Raw genomic sequence first — 18,110 nt, forward strand, 5'->3', positions numbered from 1 at the left:
ATGGAGTACGCAGAGGAACCTGCCGAATCGCAGGTGAGCGCAAGCTATTTGAAGTCCGATGGCGAGATCGAGGCGAGTCTGCGCCCGAAATCGATGGACGACTTCATCGGCCAGCCCCGAGTCCGAGAACAGCTAGCGTTGGTGCTGCGCGGCGCCAAACAGCGTGGCAGCACGCCGGATCACGTCCTGCTGTCCGGCCCGCCCGGCCTCGGGAAGACCAGCATGGCGATGATCATCGCCGCTGAACTCGGCACCGCGCTGCGACTCACGTCGGGACCCGCGCTCGAACGGTCGGGTGACCTTGCCGCCATGCTCAGCAACCTGGTCGAGGGCGACGTGCTGTTCATCGATGAGATCCACCGCATCGCCCGCCCCGCCGAAGAGATGCTCTACCTGGCGATGGAAGATTTCCGGGTGGACGTGGTCGTCGGGAAAGGTCCCGGTGCCACCTCCATTCCGTTGGACATCGCGCCGTTCACCCTGGTCGGGGCCACTACCAGATCCGGAGCGCTGACCGGTCCACTGCGTGACCGCTTCGGATTCACCGGGCACATGGACTTCTACGAGGTCGGTGAGCTGCTGCGGATCCTGCAGCGTTCGGCGCACATCCTCGGCGTCGGCATGGACGAGGACGCGGCGGCCGAGATCGCGGGCCGTTCGCGCGGAACGCCCCGGATCGCCAACCGCCTGCTGCGCCGGGTCCGCGACTACGCGGAGGTCCGCGCCGACGGCCTGATCACCCGGCCTATCGCGCACGCCGCGCTCGAGGTCTACGACGTCGACGTCCTCGGCTTGGATCGTCTCGACCGCGCGGTCCTGGGCGCACTGGTCCGCAGTTTCGGTGGCGGGCCGGTCGGCGTGTCCACCCTCGCCGTCGCGGTGGGGGAGGAGGCCGCCACCGTCGAGGAGGTATGCGAACCGTTCCTGGTTCGCGCGGGCTTGGTCGCCCGCACGCCCCGCGGCCGCGTCGCCACCGCTGCCGCCTGGGAACACCTGGGCCTGATTCCACCATCCGACCTGGTCTTCGGCTCTATTGAAGTCCGCGGCCGCGAGCCCCAGCCCACCCTGGACCTCTTCGACTGACCTTCGTACCACCACGTTGCTCCTTACACCGTGCGCGGTAGGTGGTCGGAACCGCGACCGGTGCGAGTGCGCATCAGCTGTGACGCGGGGGGCGACGGGTACGTCGTAGCGCGGTGATGACTAGGTCCAGGAAGGCGTCGACCTCGTCTCGTTGGTAGCCGCGGGTTCCGAGGCGGGCGTCGGTGAAGTGGATGGAGCGGACGTCGGCGACGGTCAGGCTTCCCGGTCCGCCGTGCGCCAGGGTCGCGGCGACCAGATCGAGGAACGCGGTGACCTCTTCCTCGTGGTATCCGCGCCGCCCGACCGGGGCCGGGGTGAACCGCATCCGGCGCACGTCCTCGGGGGTGAGCAACGGGTGACCGTCGCCGCTCGCGGCGGGAACCGGCCGGTCGCCGTGCTGGCGGAACTCGAGTTCGACCCGTACCTGGTCTAGGTATTCGTCGACCTGGTCGGCGCGGTATCCGCGCTCTCCGGTGCCGGGTGCGTCGAAGGTGACGTGCCGCAGGTCGTCGGCGGCGAGGGCGCCCCGCCCGGCCAGTGTCGCGGCGACGAGATCGAGGAAAGCGTCCACCTCGTCCGCGTGGTAGCCGCGATGCCTGAGCGGTGGGCTCGCGAAACTGATCCGGCTCACATCCTCGGGTGTCACGCGCGACATTCTGTCAGGCTCGGCGCACCGGTCCGCCCCTTTTCGAATTCCCTGGCCTTTGCGATGAGGGCGTGTCCTGGCCGACACGTCCCTTGCCTTGGCGCCCGCGGCGGAGTCGGGGGCTTGCCGATGTGCTCAGTCTTTGCGGACTCCGTCGACGAGAAGGCGGCGGATCGCCTGGTTCAGCGCGGCGATCGCCGACTCGTCCGGGTCGCGCAGCGAGTGGACGAGGCCCGCGATCAGCATGCCCGTCACTGCCCGCGCGGTGTTAGCGGTGTCCAGGTCGGCACGCAGATAGCCGAGTTCGACGCCGTGGTCGAGATATCCCGCGGTCAGCGTGTCGGCGGTGTCGAGCAGCCCGTAGAGCCGCTGGGTGAGCTCGTCGTCGATGCCGGTGGCATGGAACAGCAGGAGCTGCGCCACCCGGCGGTCGGCGGTCAGGATTCCGGTGAGGGCGACACCGATGCGGTCGATCTGGGCGCGGTATTCGTCCAACGTGGTCGCGGCGTCGGGGGCGTTTTCGGTGCCGAGGGCATCGATGATGCGTGCGGCCAGGTCGTCGATGACGTGGTCGATGATGTCGCGCTTGTTGCTGAAGTAGCGGTAGAAGGTCCCGTGCCCGATGCCGAGCTGGCCTGCGATGTCGGCGATACCGGTGGCGTGATAGCCCTTGTCCGCGAAACAGACGAAAGCAGTGTCGATGATCTCCCGGCGCAGTTCGGCTTTGTGTCGCTGCATGGCGCTGCCGGCGGGCCGGGTCGCTCGTGGGGATGGCTTCGTCACCCGCACGATGATACGTTCGTCGCAAACGGAATGATGTGTCATTCTGCGAGTTCGGTTCTACCAGGAGGTTCGGCGTGGCGCCTCAGTACGACGCGGTCGTGGTCGGTGCGGGATTCGGTGGCATGGGGGCCGGTATCGAGCTCGATCGGCTCGGCTCGAGCAACTACGTCATCCTCGAGCGGGAGGACGACCTCGGCGGCACCTGGCATGTCAACCATTACCCGGGTCTGGCGGTGGACATCGCCTCGGTCACCTACTCGTACTCGTTCGAGCCGAATCCGCACTGGTCGCGGTTGTTCGCGCCGGGCGCGGAACTGAAGAAGTACGCCGAACACGTCGCCGTCAAGTACGACCTGCGCCGTCGAATGCGGTTCGGCACCGTCGTGGACGGCGCCCGCTGGGACGAAGAGCACCAGCAGTGGGTGGTCTCCGTCGCGGGAGGTGACACCCTCACCGGCCGATACCTGCTCACCGCGACGGGCTTCCTCTCCCAGCCCTACACCCCGCCGTTTCCCGGCATCGACTCGTTCGCGGGCAAGATCATCCACACCACAGCGTGGGAGGACGACGTCGACCTCACCGGCCGCAAGGTTGCGATTATCGGTACCGGCGCCACCGCCGTGCAGCTGGTGCCGGAGGTCGCCAAGAAGGCGCAGGCACTCACTGTCTTCCAGCGCACCCCGATCTGGGTGGTCCCGAAGATCGATACCACCATTCCCGCCCCGGTGCGGACGCTGTTCGAGCGCGTCCCCGCCACGCAGAAGATCGCACGGCTGGTCAACACCAGCCTGCTCGAGGCTCTGATGGTGGTCGGCGTGCTGCACTTCAAGCAGGCCAAGCTGATGAACAAGGGCGCGGGCGTGCTGGCCAAGGCACACCTACGGGCGTCGGTGCGGGACAAGGAGACTCGCAAGCAACTCACGCCGCACTACGACTTCGGCTGCAAGCGGCCCACCTTCTCCAACCACTACTTCCCGACGTTCAACCAGTCGCACGTGCGGCTGGAGACGAACTCGATCGACCACATCGAGGCCGACGGCATCGTCACCGCCGACGGGCACCGGACCGAGATCGACACACTGATCCTGGCCACCGGCTTCAACCTGTGGGACGTGAACTTCCCGGCCATCGAGATCGTCGGCCGCGACGGAGTGAACCTCGGAAAGTTCTGGCGGGACAACCGCTTCCAGGCCTACGAGGGCATCACGGTGCCGAAGTTCCCGAACTTCCTCAGCCTCAACAGCCCGTACTCCTACAGCGGACTGTCCTACTTCACCACCATCGAAGCGCAGATGAAGCACATGGGCAGGCTCTTCGGTGAGTTGCGGCGCCGCGGCGAGACCACCTTCGAGGTGACCGAGCGGGCCAACGCCGAGTTCTTGGACCGCGTGACCGCCAAGCTAGGCTCCTCGGTCTTCTACGGAGGTGACTGCACCACCGCGCGCAGCTACTACTTCAACCCGCACGGCGAGGCGGCCCTGCTGCGTCCGACCAGCACCCTCAACGCCCACCGCGAAGCGGTCAGCTTCCCACTCGACGACTACGTCTACGGCACGACCGCCTGAGCGCACCGAGGAACCCTCACACACCGTCCCGCCGCCCGGAGAGGTTCCAGCGGCGATTCGGTGTGTGACGGGGCGTTGTAGCTGCCCAGCCGGTGTGCGGGTGTGGCGCCTGCGCGACGAACTGGCAGACTGTGTGGGTACTTGTCCATCCCACCCACAACACTAGGGACTGACTTCGACGATGGAACTTCTGTTTCCGCTGCTACTGGTAGCCCTGCTCGTGCCGATGTTCCTCGGTGTCCGCCGTCAGAAGCGGGAGGCCGAAAAGGTCTCGACCATGCAGGACAGCCTGAAGGTCGGCGACCAGGTCGTCACCACGTCGGGGCTGTACGGCACCGTGGTCGAACTCGATGACACCACGGTCGACCTCGAGATCGCCGAGGACGTGGTCACCACGTGGCTGCGCCAGGCCATCCGCGAGGTGCGCGCCGACGACGAGGTGAGCACCAACGGCGAGGGGCGTGCCGACAACGAGGTGAGCGCCGAAGAGTCCGGCACCGACGCCACCGGCTCGGAAGCGACAGACACCCGCGAGGAATCCGCCGAGCAGACCGAGACCCGGCTGACCAAGGACTGATCTTTCGGTGTGCCTGCGCGCCGGATGTCGCCGCGGCTACCCGTCCGCGCACCCGGCGGCGTTGGTGCATGCCCGCCTGTTCCATCCTCGACTTTCCGCCTAGGAGATGACGTACTGTGCCACCTTCCCAGGGATCGGCGCACCCGCTCCGGCTGCTCGGTGTCTATGCCGCGCTGCTGGCTGTGGTCTATGCGCTGGTGTTCTTCACCGGTGACAAGTCCCCGACACCCAAGCTCGGCATCGACCTGCAGGGTGGTACCCGGGTCACGCTGTCGGCGCGCACACCGGACGGCAGCAAGCCGAGCCAGGACAGCCTGAAGAAGGCGCAGGAGATCATCGAGAACCGGGTCAACGGACTCGGTGTCTCCGGCTCCGAGGTCGTCATCGACGGCAGCAACATCGTGATCACCGTGCCTGGCGACGATGGGCAACAGGCGCGCGCGTTGGCGACCACCGCCAAGCTCTACATCCGCCCCGTGCTGCAGGCCGTGCCCGCGGCGGGCCGCGGCGCGACGCCGCAGACAACGCCGGGCGCACAGCCTCCGCCGAGCACCGAGCCAGGTACGCCGGAGGCTCCGCAAGCGGAGCAGACACCCGCTGCGCAGCAGCGCGTGTTCCCCGCGCAGGCGCCGACCCCGGCGCCCGATCCCAACCTCGCTCCCACCGAGGAGGCCACCAAGGAAATCCAGGCGGCCAAGGCGGTCCGGCAGAGCACCGATCCGTCCGTGCAGCAGGCCGCGCTGGCCGCGCTGGACTGCGCCAAGGCCGATCCGCTCGCGGGCAACGACGATCCATCCCTTCCGCTGGTGACCTGCTCGACCGACGGCGCCGAGGTGTTCCTGCTCGACAAGAGCCGCATCGACGGCCAAGAGATCAAGGACGCCAGTTCGGGCCTGAATCAACAGCAGGCCAGGCACGAGGTCTACCTGGAGTTCAAGTCCGGCGGTAGCGACGCGTGGGCCGCGCTCACCGGCGAGTACGTCTACAAGCGGGTCGCGTTCGTGCTCGACTCCAGGGTGGTCAGCGCGCCGGTCGTGCAGCAGGGCCCGCAGCAGGGTGGCCGCACCCAGATCTCGGGCAACTTCACCGCCACCACGGCGAAGGAGCTGGCGAACACGTTGAAGTACGGTTCGCTGCCGCTGTCGTTCCAGACCTCCGAGGCCGAGACGGTCTCCGCGACGTTGGGCCTGTCCTCGCTGAAGGCGGGTCTGCTCGCGGGGGCGATCGGCTTGGTCGTTGTGCTGCTCTACTGCCTGTTCTACTACCGAATGCTCGGGTTCGTCACTGGATTGTCGCTGGTGGCGTCCGGATTCGCGGTCTACGGCATCATGGTGCTGCTCGGCCGCTGGATCGGCTTCACCCTCGACCTCGCCGGTATCGCCGGTCTGATCATCGGTATAGGCATGACCGCGGACTCGTTCGTGGTTTTCTTCGAACGCATCAAGGACGAGATGCGCGAGGGCCGCAGCTTCCGTTCCGCCGCGCCCCGCGGCTGGCAGCGCGCGCGCCGCACCATCCTGTCGGGCAACGCGGTCAGTTTCATCGCCGCGGCGGTGCTTTACATCCTCGCGGTCGGCCAGGTGAAGGGCTTCGCGTTCACCCTCGGCCTCACCACCATCCTCGACGTAGTCGTGGTATTCCTGGTGACTTCGCCGCTGGTGCTGCTCGCCTCGCGGACCGCGTTCTGGTCCAAACCGTCGGTGAACGGCCTGGGAGCGATCCAGCAGATCGCCCGCGAGCGGAAGGCGGCCGAGGCCGCCCTCGGGAAGGCGTGAGGACGCGATGACCAACAGCCACACCACCTCGTCGCTCAGTAAGCCGAACGCGACCGAGATCACCGACGTGTTCGCGGCGGTCACCGTCGCGGAACCGCCCAAGCACAGCTTCCTGAACCGGCTCTACACCGGCACCGGCGCTATCGATGTCATCGGCAAGCGGCGGATGTGGTACCTGATCACCGCCACCATCGTGCTGATCTCGTTGGGCAGCATCATCTTCCGCGGATTCAACTTCGGCATCGACTTCGAGGGTGGTTCACGGATCCAGTTCCCGGCTGGGCCGGCGACCACCGGTCAGGTCGAGGACGTCTACCGCGGGACCATAGGCACCGACCCGGTGTCCGTGCAGACCGTCGGCACCGGCGGCTCCGCCACCATGTTGATCCGATCGGAGGCCCTGAACCAGAACCAGGTGGAAGCGCTGAACAACGCGCTGTTCGCCAAGTTCCAGCCGAAGGACAAGACCGGCAACCCGAGCCGGGCCGCGATCAGTACCTCGGACGTCAGTGAGACGTGGGGGAGCCAGATCACCCGCAAAGCGCTCATCGCGCTCGCGGTGTTCCTCGTGCTCGTCGCGGTGTACATCGCGGTCCGATTCGAGCCGCACATGGCCATCGCGGCGCTCGCCGCGCTGGCCTTCGACGTCACCGTCACCGCGGGCGTGTACTCGATCGTCGGATTCGAGGTCAGCCCGGCGACGGTGATCGGCATTCTGACCATCCTCGGCTTCTCGCTCTACGACTCGGTCGTCGTGTTCGACAAGGTCGAGGAGAACACCCACGGCATCCTGCACCTGACTCGGCGCACCTACGGCGAGCAGGCCAACCTCGCGGTGAACCAGACACTCATGCGCTCGATCAACACCGCGTTGATCGGCATCCTGCCGATCGTCGGCTTGATGGTGATCGCGGTGTGGATGCTCGGCGTCGGCACCCTCAAGGACCTGGCGCTGGTGCAGTTGGTCGGTCTGCTGATCGGCACGTACTCCTCGATCTTCTTCGCGACGCCGCTGCTGGTGTCGATCAAGGAGCGCTGGGGACCGGTGGCGGCGCACACCAAGAAGGTTCTGGCCAAGCGGGCCGGCGTGGCGGGCGCCCGCGCCGGGATCGCGGCCGAGCGTCGGGCGACCATGGCGTCGGGCCGGGACTTCGACGAGCCGCCACGCAGGCAGCGCCCAGCCGGGCAGGCACCAAGGCCCGGCGCGCGACCGAGCGGGAAACGGCACAAGAAGCGGCACTGACAACAGGGCAGGGGGTTCCATGCGACACCCAGGCAGGGCGGTACGACTGATCGGAGCGCTTGTTGCGGGCACCCTGGCCGCCGGGCTGGTGGTCGGCTGCTCCAGCAAGAACCAGGTGCCGTCCATCGGCTACGCGACCGACGCCACCATCGCCACCTACAACGGTGGCAGCACGCTCGGGGCGAGTTCCGGATCCGACGCGGTCTTCGCGCGCGTGCTGACCGGCTTCTTCTACACCGGGCCGGACGGCCAGCAGGTCGCCGATACCGACCTCGGCACCGCGAAAGAGGTGCCCGGCGAGACACAGACCATCCAGTACCGCCTCAACCCGGACGGCGTGTACTCAGACGGCGTGCCCACCTCGTGCGACGACTTGGTGCTCGCCTGGGCCGCTCGCAGCGGGCGATTCACCAAACCCGGTGAGCGCGGAACGGTTCCGCTCTTCGACGCCGCGAGCACCGCGGGCTACGCCGACATCGAGCGGGTCGACTGCCAGCCTGGCTCGCGGGATGCCACCGTGGTGTTCCGGCCCGATCGGCACTACCTGGCATGGCGCAATCTGTTCACGGCAGGCGAGCTGATGCCCGCGCATGTCGCCGCCCGGGTGGCGAACATTCCCAATGTGGTGTCCGCCTTGCAGTCCGGTGATCCGAACGCCGTGGGCAGGCTCGCCGAGTTCTGGAATACCGGCTGGGCCATCCCGGCCGGTGGTGATCTGGACCTGTCCCGGTTCCCGTCGTCGGGACCCTACCGGGTCGAATCCTTCAGCCAGGAGGACGGATTGGTGCTGGTCGCCAACGAGCGCTGGTGGGGAAACAAGCCGGCGACCGGTCGGATCGTGGTGTGGCCCAAGACCGTCGACCTGAAACAGAAGATCGGCGACAGCGCCGTCGGTGTGGTCGATGTCGGCGCGGGCTCGGTGAAAGACCTGAATCTGAACGGTTTCTCGGTGAAGACCGTGCCCGGCCGTGGCGTCGAGCAGCTGGTGCTCTCGACCGGGGGGGTGTTCGGTTCGCGCGACGCACGACGTGCGTTCGCGTTATGCCTGCCGCGGCAGGCTTTGTTCGACAAGCTCGGCAAGGTGCCGGACGCGCCGAAGGCCGGGCTCGGCTCCGGCCCGCTGAACGCGCATATCGTGCAACAGGATTCGCTGTTCTATCCGGCGGTCATCGGGGCGGCGGACAAGTTCTCCGGTGGCGACGTGCCCGGCGCGACCAAGGCGATCGCCACCTCCGGTGCGCCGAACCCGACCGTCCGTGTCGGCTACCTGCGTCCGGACGATCGCCGCGCGCAGACCGTCTCGATGATCGCCGATGCCTGCAAACCGGCAGGTATCACCGTGGTGGACGCCGGGTCGTCCGATTTCACCCCGGCTCAGCTCACCGAGGGCAAGGTCGACGCGGTCCTGGGCAGCACCGCGTCGGCGCCTGGTCCGGCGGGATCGCTGGGTGGTGTGGCCGCGACCAGCGCGTTGCGCACCGGTAGCGGGCTCAATGTCGGGCGGTTCGGCAACGGCCGTTACGATGCCATCACCGATCAGCTTGCGGCCGACGACAACTCGACCACACAGCTGAATCTGCTCACCGATGCCGAGAACCTGCTGTGGGCGGAGCTGCCGAGCATTCCGTTGTTCGCCACCCCGCGCCTCATCGCTTTCGGGGCGGGGCTGCGAAATGGGATCGCAGGCCCCACCCAGGCGGGGTCCGGCTGGAACATGGATCGATGGGTGCTCGAGCGGTGACAGACGGTGTGGGTGATGTGATCATGGAGAGGTGTCGATGAGCAAGCACGCGGCGATCGAGTCCGAAGACATAACCGCCGAACGGTCCACCAAGGCCGCGGAGTTGGTCGATCGCCTGACCCGCTGGCACGATGACTTCCCCACACCCGGGGTCCGTTTCGCCGATCTCACCCCTGTGCTCGCCGACCCCGAGGGCTTCCGGGCGGTCATCGACTGTCTGGCCTCATGCGCGCCCGACGCCGACGTGGTGGCGGGCATCGACGCACGCGGTTTCCTGCTCGGAGCGGGCGTCGCGGCGACCCTGGGCACCGGCGTCCTCGCGATCCGTAAAGCGGGCAAGCTTCCGCCACCGGTGATCAGCCGGGAATACAGCCTCGAGTACGGCACCGCCGCCCTCGAGATCCCCGCGGACGGCATAGATCTGCAGGGCCGCCGCGTCCTGCTGCTGGACGACGTACTCGCCACCGGCGGCACCCTCGCCGCCGCCGCCGAGCTCTTCAAGCAGGCGGGCGCCGAGGTCGCCGCCGCCGCGGTGGTGCTGGAGCTCACCTTTCTCGACGGGCGGGTGCGGCAGGGAGACTACCCGCTGACCTCGATCGTGCAGATCTGAGCTGGTTCCCGAGGGTTCCGCACAGGACGGCGAAAGCGACTCCTGTGCGGTTCTGTGCCGGTCGTGAGTCGAAGCCACGCGGCAAGCCGGGGAAGCAGATGGAGCAGCGGTGGTGAAGGACGATGCGGCCATCCAGATCGGTGTGATCCGAAAATCACTGGCGCAGGAGCCGACGCTGTGCGTAACCTGAACGAGTCTTATCCCCGTTGATCGGAGTCATGCCGTTGCTCTTCTGAGGTAGCCATTCGGGCGGCCCGCTTTCGCGCGCCGCGTATCCGTCGCAACCTCGGGAGTCACTATGACCAATCTGTCTATTTCCGATCTCACCTTCTCCTGGCCGGACGGCACTCCCGTCTTCGAGGGGCTCGACGCCGTCCTCGGTCCCGGTCACGTCGGCCTGGTCGGCGGCAACGGTGCGGGTAAGTCGACACTGCTGGAGCTGATCGCCGGTCGGCTGAAGCCCGCGCGCGGGTCGATCACGGTCACCGGGCAGCTCGGGTATCTTCGGCAGGATCTCGGTCTCGCGTCAGGGCAGCGTGTCGACGCCGTGCTCGGTATCGCCGGTATCCGAAAGGCGTTGCACCGCATAGAGTCAGGGATCGCTGCTGAGGCGGACTTCGACCTGGTCGGCAATCAGTGGGATGTCGAGGAACGCGCTCTCGCGCTGCTGGCCGGGCTCGGCTTGCACTACGTCGCCCATTCGGTCGGGCAGCTCGATCGCACGCTGGACACGCTGTCCGGCGGCGAGACGGTGCTGCTCGGACTGGTCGCCGAGCTGCTCGCCGACCCTGACGTGCTGCTGCTGGACGAACCGACGAACAACCTGGATCAGATCGCCCGCGAACGGCTCTACGAGGTGGTCACCCAGTTCTCCGGCACGGTGCTCACCGTCAGCCATGATCGCGAGCTGCTGGAGCGGATGGCTGCCATCGCCGAGCTGCGGCACGGCGAACTGCGGTTGTTCGGAGGCAATTTCAGCGAGTACGAGCGGATCGTCGAGGCCGAGCAGGAGGCTGCCAGGGCCGCGATCCGGGATGCGCGCGGCGATGTGCGAAAGCAGGCGCGCGAGCTCGTCGAGGCGCGCATCAAGCTGGACCGCAGGCAGCGCTACGGGCAGAAGATGTGGGACCAGAAGCGGGAGCCGAAAATTGTCATGGGCGAGCGCAAACGGCAGGCACAGGTGTCTGCGGGCAAGCTGCGCAACAGCCACATCGAGAAGCTCGACACCGCCAAGGAGCAGCTCGAGCAGGCGAAGGAATTGTTGCGCGACGATCGGGAGATCAGGGTGGATCTGCCCGACACACGGCTCTATCCCGGCCAGGACGTGATCGGACTGGACCAAGTGGAGCTTGCTTGCGGGCCGACGGTGACGTTGCGAGTGTCCGGCCCGGAGCGGATCGCCCTGACCGGACGCAACGGGGTCGGTAAGACGACGCTGCTGCGCCACATCGCGGCGAAGGGTCCGAAGGTGCCGTGGCGGATGCTGCCGCAGCGTCTGGACGTGTTCGACGAGCGGCTTTCGGTGTTCGAGAACGTGGCCTCGACGGCGCCGCACGCGTCTGCCGAGCGGATTCGGGCCCAGCTGGCCCGCTTTCTGTTCCGCGGCGCGGACGCCGATGTCGCTGCTGCGGCGCTGTCTGGAGGGGAGCGGTTGCGGGCCGCGTTGGCGATGTTGCTGCTCGCCGATCCCGCGCCGAAATTGCTGCTGCTGGACGAGCCGACCAACAATCTCGATCTGCCGAGTCTGCGGCACCTCACGCAGGCCCTCGCCGGTTTCGAGGGTGCGCTGATCGTGGTAAGCCACGACTTGCGATTCCTCGGCGACATCGGGGTGACCCGGCGGCTGGAGCTCACCGCCGACGGGCTGGCTGAGACATTGGTGACATAGCGGGACCGCGTCGCGGCGCTTGCGGAACAGTTGTCCGACCTGACAAGATCGCTGCGACCCTGCACGGTGTCGAATGTTCCAGTGGGGCAGGGCTATTCGGTCTTGGTTTCGGAAGGTGGGGTTTGATTCTGTGAAGTCCGCGATGCGCGTCCTGGCCGTGTGTTTCATCGCCGCGGCGGTGGCAGGTGTGGGGGCGGCGGTCGCGGTGGCCGATCCGGTCGCCGACCCGCACTACAAGAGCTGCGTCGAGGCGCGTGCGGGCGGGCAAGGCGCGGCTGCGGAGAGGGGACCCCGGTGACGGCGAGGTGCGCATGAAACGTCCGGGAGCCCGGAATCGGGCGTTCACTACTCTCCGGTAGGCCGACGCAGATCGCCCGGATGCGGGACAACGGGCCCACGGGCGCAATTTACGCGGCCCGGGCCGCCCGCCGTAAGACGCCGGGATGCCGGAACAAACCAGGTGCCAAGCGCACCGCGAGGTAGCTGAGGGTGAGCCACGGCCGGAGGTGCGGGTTCAGCGTGCGGATGCGGCCGTGGTCGTCGAGCCCGATCACCAGCGCCTCGGTCAACCGGAGCGGTCCGATCGTGGCGGTCGCCAGCAGGACCTGGCGTGCGCCGTCGCCGATCTGCTCGGTCCAGCGCAAGTCGGTCGCGCTGCCGTAGGCGGCCGCTAGCAGCACCCGCAGGTCTGCCTTGCCCCGGAACACCAACCGGCCGGACAGCGGCGAGGTCAGTTCGGCATCGGGCGCGATCGTCTCCATCAGCGAGTCGATGTCGCCTGCCTCGGTCGCCGCGCGGAACCTGGCAATCGCGTCGGACATATCCGGTCACTCCTTTGCTTCTCGGTTGGCCCGAACCTAACCCAAGTAACTTGCAAAAAGCAATGGACTATCCTGTCCGTGTGCCCAAGGCTGCTTTCTCCGACATCGTCTGCTCGATCGCGCGCACGGTCGACGCGATCGGTGAGCGCTGGACGCCGCTGATCCTGCGCGACCTGTTCGTCGGGCTGACCCGCTTCGAGGACATCCGCCGCGACCTCGGTATCGCCTCCAACGTGCTCGCGGCTCGCCTGGACGCGCTGCAAAAGCACGGGATCGTCGAAGCGCGTGCCTACCAATCGAATCCGGTCCGACACGAGTACCTGCTCACCGAACAGGGGCGCGATCTGTATCCGGTCCTCACCATGCTCATCACGTGGGGCGACAAATGGCTGGCGGGTGCTGCGGGTCCGCCCGCCGTGGTCGTCCATCGCGACTGCGGTCGGCCGACCGCCGGCGTGGTGGTGTGCCAAGCCTGCGGAACACCCCTCACTGCCGACAACGTCCGCTGGCTGCACGGTCCGGGCGGCCGGCGCGGCCCCGGGACCATGCTCATCGGCGAACACCTCGAACCCTGACGAGGCGGCACGTGGCGCATGGCCACGGCAGACGGCAGACGGCAGACGGCAGACGGCACGAGAATGCGCTCCATGACGTGTGCCACGCACGGGTGAGCCCGCGACAACCCTGCCCCATGCGGCAAGGGTTCGGAGCCTGGCGGCATCGACGCGTTCTGGAGAGCCCTCGGCCGCCTCCACTGTCGGCTGAACGACCGCGTGATCCGATCCTGGCCGTTGATCGGCAGGGGTCGCTTCGCGGCAAGTATTCCAACTCGGGCGGCGTGGCCGCGTCCGATATGGCAGGGTTGCGTCTGATGGTCGAACCTCTCGGGAACCGTGCCCGTTGCTTGTCCGGAGACGCCTGCGCGCATCCACAGCCAGCTGAACGGACGCGCGAGCCCAGGCCGGACTAAAGTTGGTGGTCCGGGAGTCTGCAGCGGTCGGATAGGGTGTTCCGATCGAGGCGCGGAGAGGTGGTGGCATGGCTCAGCATCTGGGCGAGGCGAAGGTCGAGCAATCGGCGTCGGTCCCCCAGTCGGATGGTGCCTCCACCGCCGACGCCACCCAGCCGAAAAAGCCGCAGACGGCGGGGAGTGCGACGCCGCCGCGTCAGCCCGGTGCCGCTGTCCCGACCTCGGCCTCGCGTCGAGTGCGTGCCAGGCTGGCCCGCCGCATGACTGGTCAGCGCGGCATCGCGGCGGTCAAGCCGGTGCTGGAGCCGCTGGCCACTGTGCACCGCGAGCTGTACCCGAAGGCGAACCTGACGCTGTTGCAGCGCGCGTTCGACGTGGCCGACGACCGGCACAAGCACCAGTTCCGCAAGTCCGGCGATCCGTACATCACCCACCCACTCGCCGTCGCCAACATCCTGGCAGAGCTCGGCATGGACACCACCACGCTGGTGGCCGCCCTGTTGCACGACACAGTGGAGGACACCGGCTACAGCCTCGAGCAGCTCACCGAGGACTTCGGCACCGAGGTCGCGCATCTCGTCGACGGCGTCACCAAGCTGGACAAGGTCAACCTCGGCGCGGCCGCCGAGGCGGAGACCATCCGCAAGATGATCATCGCCATGGCGCGTGATCCGCGCGTGCTGGTCATCAAAGTGGCCGATCGATTGCACAACATGCGGACCATGCGGTTTCTTCCGCCGGAGAAGCAGGCCAAGAAGGCCAAGGAGACACTGGAAGTCATTGCGCCTCTTGCCCATCGCCTCGGCATGGCGACGGTCAAATGGGAACTGGAAGACCTCGCGTTCGCGATCCTGCACCCGAAGAAGTACGACGAAATCGTCCGGCTGGTCGCCGATCGCGCGCCCTCGCGCGACACCTATCTGGCGAAGGTGCGGGCCGAGATCGTCAATACGCTGGCCGCTTCTCGGATCAACGCGATCGTCGAGGGCCGCCCCAAACACTACTGGTCGATCTACCAGAAGATGATCGTCAAGGGTAAGGACTTCGACGACATCCACGACCTCGTCGGGATTCGCATCCTCTGCGACGAGGTGCGCGACTGCTACGCGGCGGTCGGCGTGGTGCACTCGCTGTGGCAGCCGATGGCAGGCCGGTTCAAGGACTACATCGCACAGCCGCGCTATGGCGTCTACCAGTCGCTGCACACCACCGTGGTCGGGCCGGACGGCAAGCCGCTGGAAGTGCAGATCCGCACCCAGGACATGCACCGCACCGCGGAGTTCGGCATTGCCGCGCACTGGCGCTACAAGGAGACCCGAGGCAAACACACCAACGACACCGCCGAGGTCGACGACATGGCGTGGATGCGCCAGCTGCTGGACTGGCAGCGTGAGGCCGCGGATCCGGCCGAGTTCCTGGAGTCGCTGCGCTTCGATCTGAAGTCGCCGGAGATTTTCGTGTTCACCCCGAAGGGCGACGTGATCACGTTGCCGCAGAAGTCGACGCCGGTCGACTTCGCTTACGCGGTGCATACCGAGGTCGGCCACCGGTGTATCGGCGCCCGGGTGAACGGGCGGCTGGTCGCGCTGGAACGTCAACTGGAGAACGGCGAGGTCGTCGAGGTGTTCACCTCGAAGGCGCAGAACGCGGGGCCCAGTCGCGACTGGCAGAACTTCGTGGTTTCGCCGCGTGCCAAGGCCAAGATTCGCCAGTGGTTCGCCAAGGAGCGGCGGGAGGAGGCCCTGGAGAGCGGCAAGGAGCAGATCTCCAAGGAGGTTCGCCGTGTCGGGCTGCCGCTGCAGCGGTTGATGAGCGTCGACGCGATGACCGCGGTCGCCCATGAACTGCACTACACCGACATCTCCACGCTCTACACCGCGGTCGGCGAGCACCAGGTCTCCGCGCACCACGTGGTGCAGCGGTTGATGGCCCAGCTGGGCGGTATCGGCGACGTGGAGAACGAGCTGGCCGAGCGCTCCACCCCGTCGACGACGCCGAGTAGGCAGCGGGTCACCGGCGACGCGGGCGTGCTGATTCCCGGTGCGGCGGGCACGGTCGCCAAGCTGGCCAAATGCTGCACCCCGGTGCCAGGTGACGAGATCATGGGCTTCGTGACCCGTGGCGGTGCGGTGAGTGTGCACCGCACCGACTGCACCAACGCGGGTTCGCTGCGCGAGCAAGCGGAGCGGATCATCGAGGTGTCCTGGGCGCCCTCGCCGTCCTCGGTGTTCCTGGTCGCCATCCAGATCGAGGCGCTGGACCGTACCCGGCTGTTGTCTGATGTGACGAAGGTGCTGGCCGACGAGAAGGTCAACATCCTGTCCGCGTCGGTCGCCACGCACGGTGACCGGGTGGCGATCAGCAAGTTCACCTTCGAGATGGGCGACCCGAAACACCTGGGGCACTTGCTGAATGTGGTGCGCAATGTGGAGGGCGTCTACGACGTCTACCGCGTCACCTCCGCTACCTGACCGGTGCCCTGCCCACCACCTGTTTGGTAGCCCTGTATTTGCTGATGTCGCAATAGCTTTCGTGGCTCGGTTGTCGCCCGGCGGTGGCCATCCAGTGCGAGCCGTCCGGAAACTTATCGAAGTGGCTCCCGTCGGCGCGTCATGGAGGGTCGCGCGCATCGGCGTTTCGCGGAAGATTTCCGCCGATTCGGCGGCAATAGTCGGAATCTGTTACCGTCTATTGCGTTTCATGGCGTTGAGGGTAGTTGCGGCAAACGACTTGATTGCGGGTCGCTATGACTGGACACACGGCAAGATTCTCGGGGATGCTGGTCGCACTCGCCGTGGGTGTGGCGACCGCCGGCACCGCGGAGGCGGAGCCGCCCAATCCCGCAAACCCCTCGACGAACATCGACATCCGCACTTGTCCTGCGTTGTACGCGTTGGGAATTCAGGGCACGGGTGAGTCCTCCCCGGACGCGGCACCCACCACGGACACCGGAATGTTGTCAACGGTGTTCCGGCCGATGATGGCCAAGGCCGCCGACCGCGGTCTGGTCGATCGGGCCTATGTGCCATATGAATCCGGCTTCGGCGGTGCGACCGCCGGTGGCGCGGTGCCGTACTGGGAGTCGGTGACCGGGGGCCTCGCTCGCCTGCGGGCCATGGCCGATACTGTCGCCGACGCCTGCGCGAACACCCGCTTCGCAGTGGTCGGCTACTCGCAGGGCGCGCACGTCGCATCGCTGTTCGCCCAGGAAATCGGCCAGGGCCACGGCGTGCTGCCCGCCGAGAAGGTCGCGGCGGTCGCGCTGTTCGCCGACCCGACCCGCAATTCCGGCGCGCCGCTGTTTCCCGGTGTGCCAGGCAAGGCGACGCCGGACGCCGCGCCGGGCACCTCGGGCGATCGGCTCGCGTCCATCGCCGCCCTGCCGCAGACGCCGGCCGCCGGCGGAGGCATCGGCCCGGAACGTGACAAGGCGGCCGACTTCGGCGCGCTCACCGGACGTGTGGCCAGTTTCTGCGCGGCCGGCGACCTGGCCTGCGACGCGCCGGACGGCGCCCCCATCCTCAGGGTGGTCGCCAACGTGGCCGGCCAGTCCACGCTGAGCGGTGGCGACCCGATCGCCTCCCTGGTGTCGATCGCACAGGCATTGGCGTACACCTCGATCAAGACCGTGACCACAGTGGTTGACGAGGACATCCAAGGCAATTCACTGGCGACCCTGTCGATCTCGCCCAGGAAATCGATCTCGCAGCGCCTCTCCGACGCCTCCGACCCGCGCACCCCGCTGGATCTTCCCGGCGCGCTGCAGACCCTGCTGAAGGTCGGCATGATCGGACTCAACGCGGTGGTCACGGTGGTCAGGACGTTCATCAACCCGACGGCCATCTCGGAGCTGGCCACCGCAGGCCTGTCCGATCCGCCCGCCGCGCTGCTGTCGCTCGGCACCAAGCTGCTCGGCGCCGTACCGCAGCTGATCCCGCCGACGACCGGCGTCCGGTTGGTCACCCAGGCGTTCGACGCGGTCGTGCAGAGCATCACCGACAACAGCGATTTGCTGAACACGACCACTTGGGTGCGGTACTGGGACACCATCCAGCGGCACCGCGGCTACTCCAGCGCGACGGTCTCGGCGAACGGTGATGCGCCCACCCAGCTGGTGGCCGACTGGTTCGCCGCCGTCGCCCGCGACGTGGCCGACACATTCGGCAGCAATACCACGCCACAGGGGGTGGTGGAGAAGCAACCCACCGGATTCTTCGGGGAAAGCTCCGGCGCGTCGCCCACGCCGAGTTCGTCCGGTACGGGACAATTTCCGTTCGGGACAGGAGCCGATGGCGCCTCATCCGGCGGCGTGACATCGATTCCGCCCACCGATCGACCCGGCATACCCAACACCTACCCGTTCTCCACGAACTGATCGCCGAGAGGGTCCCACGATGCGATGCTGCGT

Annotated in this window: 15 protein-coding genes; 12 read left to right on the top strand and 3 right to left on the bottom strand. The window is 67.3% G+C overall.

Features of this window, described 5'->3' with window-relative positions; translation table 11 throughout:
• Positions 1-1,083 (top strand): Holliday junction branch migration DNA helicase RuvB, encoded by a 1,083-nt coding sequence (ruvB, locus tag AB0H00_RS05305; RefSeq protein WP_357261135.1) that lies wholly within the window; start codon positions 1-3, stop codon positions 1,081-1,083.
• 73 nt (positions 1,084-1,156) lie between these two features.
• Here ruvB and AB0H00_RS05310 read toward each other — a convergent pair whose 3' ends face one another.
• Together AB0H00_RS05310 and AB0H00_RS05315 are read right to left on the bottom strand one after the other, a co-directional pair.
• Positions 1,157-1,738 carry a DivIVA domain-containing protein gene (locus AB0H00_RS05310; RefSeq protein ID WP_357261137.1) on the bottom strand — a complete coding sequence of 194 codons (582 nt, stop codon included), beginning with the start codon at positions 1,736-1,738 and terminating at the stop codon, positions 1,157-1,159.
• Positions 1,739-1,864: 126 nt separating this feature from the next.
• Entirely contained in the window at positions 1,865-2,512 is a 648-nt protein-coding gene (locus tag AB0H00_RS05315; protein WP_357261141.1) for a TetR/AcrR family transcriptional regulator, read from the bottom strand.
• Between the two features lie 74 nt (positions 2,513-2,586).
• On the opposite strand from AB0H00_RS05315, the gene AB0H00_RS05320 reads away from it, so the two are divergent.
• From AB0H00_RS05320 to AB0H00_RS05355, 8 genes are all read left to right on the top strand, one after another.
• Positions 2,587-4,077 (top strand): NAD(P)/FAD-dependent oxidoreductase, encoded by a 1,491-nt coding sequence (locus AB0H00_RS05320; protein WP_357261144.1) that lies wholly within the window; start codon positions 2,587-2,589, stop codon positions 4,075-4,077.
• 181 nt (positions 4,078-4,258) lie between these two features.
• Positions 4,259-4,654: a preprotein translocase subunit YajC gene (gene yajC / locus AB0H00_RS05325; protein WP_357261147.1), complete on the top strand. Its 396-nt coding sequence runs from the start codon at positions 4,259-4,261 to the stop codon at positions 4,652-4,654.
• 116 nt (positions 4,655-4,770) lie between these two features.
• Complete coding sequence (secD, locus tag AB0H00_RS05330) at positions 4,771-6,429, top strand: protein translocase subunit SecD (RefSeq protein ID WP_357261150.1); 1,659 nt, start codon at positions 4,771-4,773, stop codon at positions 6,427-6,429.
• Between the two features lie 7 nt (positions 6,430-6,436).
• Positions 6,437-7,672, top strand: coding sequence for a protein translocase subunit SecF (secF, locus tag AB0H00_RS05335; protein WP_357261153.1), 1,236 nt, complete (start codon positions 6,437-6,439; stop codon positions 7,670-7,672).
• Positions 7,673-7,691: 19 nt separating this feature from the next.
• Entirely contained in the window at positions 7,692-9,413 is a 1,722-nt protein-coding gene (locus AB0H00_RS05340; RefSeq protein WP_357261156.1) for an ABC transporter substrate-binding protein, read from the top strand.
• 37 nt (positions 9,414-9,450) lie between these two features.
• Entirely contained in the window at positions 9,451-10,023 is a 573-nt protein-coding gene (locus tag AB0H00_RS05345) for an adenine phosphoribosyltransferase (RefSeq protein ID WP_357261159.1), read from the top strand.
• A 298-nt stretch (positions 10,024-10,321) separates the two neighbouring features.
• Positions 10,322-11,911 (top strand): ATP-binding cassette domain-containing protein, encoded by a 1,590-nt coding sequence (locus AB0H00_RS05350; RefSeq protein WP_357261162.1) that lies wholly within the window; start codon positions 10,322-10,324, stop codon positions 11,909-11,911.
• Between the two features lie 130 nt (positions 11,912-12,041).
• Positions 12,042-12,209 (top strand): hypothetical protein, encoded by a 168-nt coding sequence (locus AB0H00_RS05355; protein WP_357261165.1) that lies wholly within the window; start codon positions 12,042-12,044, stop codon positions 12,207-12,209.
• A 109-nt stretch (positions 12,210-12,318) separates the two neighbouring features.
• On the opposite strand, the gene AB0H00_RS05360 is transcribed toward AB0H00_RS05355, so the two are convergent.
• A complete protein-coding gene (locus AB0H00_RS05360) occupies positions 12,319-12,732 on the bottom strand; it encodes a nuclear transport factor 2 family protein (RefSeq protein ID WP_357261168.1) in 414 nt (137 codons plus the stop codon).
• An 80-nt stretch (positions 12,733-12,812) separates the two neighbouring features.
• On the opposite strand from AB0H00_RS05360, the gene AB0H00_RS05365 reads away from it, so the two are divergent.
• The 3 genes from AB0H00_RS05365 to AB0H00_RS05375 all read left to right on the top strand — a co-directional run bounded on the left by AB0H00_RS05365 (position 12,813) and on the right by AB0H00_RS05375 (position 18,077).
• Positions 12,813-13,307, top strand: a complete 495-nt coding sequence (locus AB0H00_RS05365) for a helix-turn-helix domain-containing protein (RefSeq protein ID WP_357261171.1) — start codon at positions 12,813-12,815, stop codon at positions 13,305-13,307.
• A gap of 463 nt (positions 13,308-13,770) precedes the next feature.
• Positions 13,771-16,173, top strand: coding sequence for a RelA/SpoT family protein (locus AB0H00_RS05370; protein ID WP_357261174.1), 2,403 nt, complete (start codon positions 13,771-13,773; stop codon positions 16,171-16,173).
• Positions 16,174-16,478: 305 nt separating this feature from the next.
• Complete coding sequence (locus AB0H00_RS05375) at positions 16,479-18,077, top strand: cutinase family protein (protein ID WP_357261177.1); 1,599 nt, start codon at positions 16,479-16,481, stop codon at positions 18,075-18,077.
• Positions 18,078-18,110: the final 33 nt, after the last annotated feature.

The organism is Nocardia sp. NPDC023852, from assembly GCF_040639505.1.
Taxonomy (GTDB): Bacteria; Actinomycetota; Actinomycetes; order Mycobacteriales; family Mycobacteriaceae; genus Nocardia.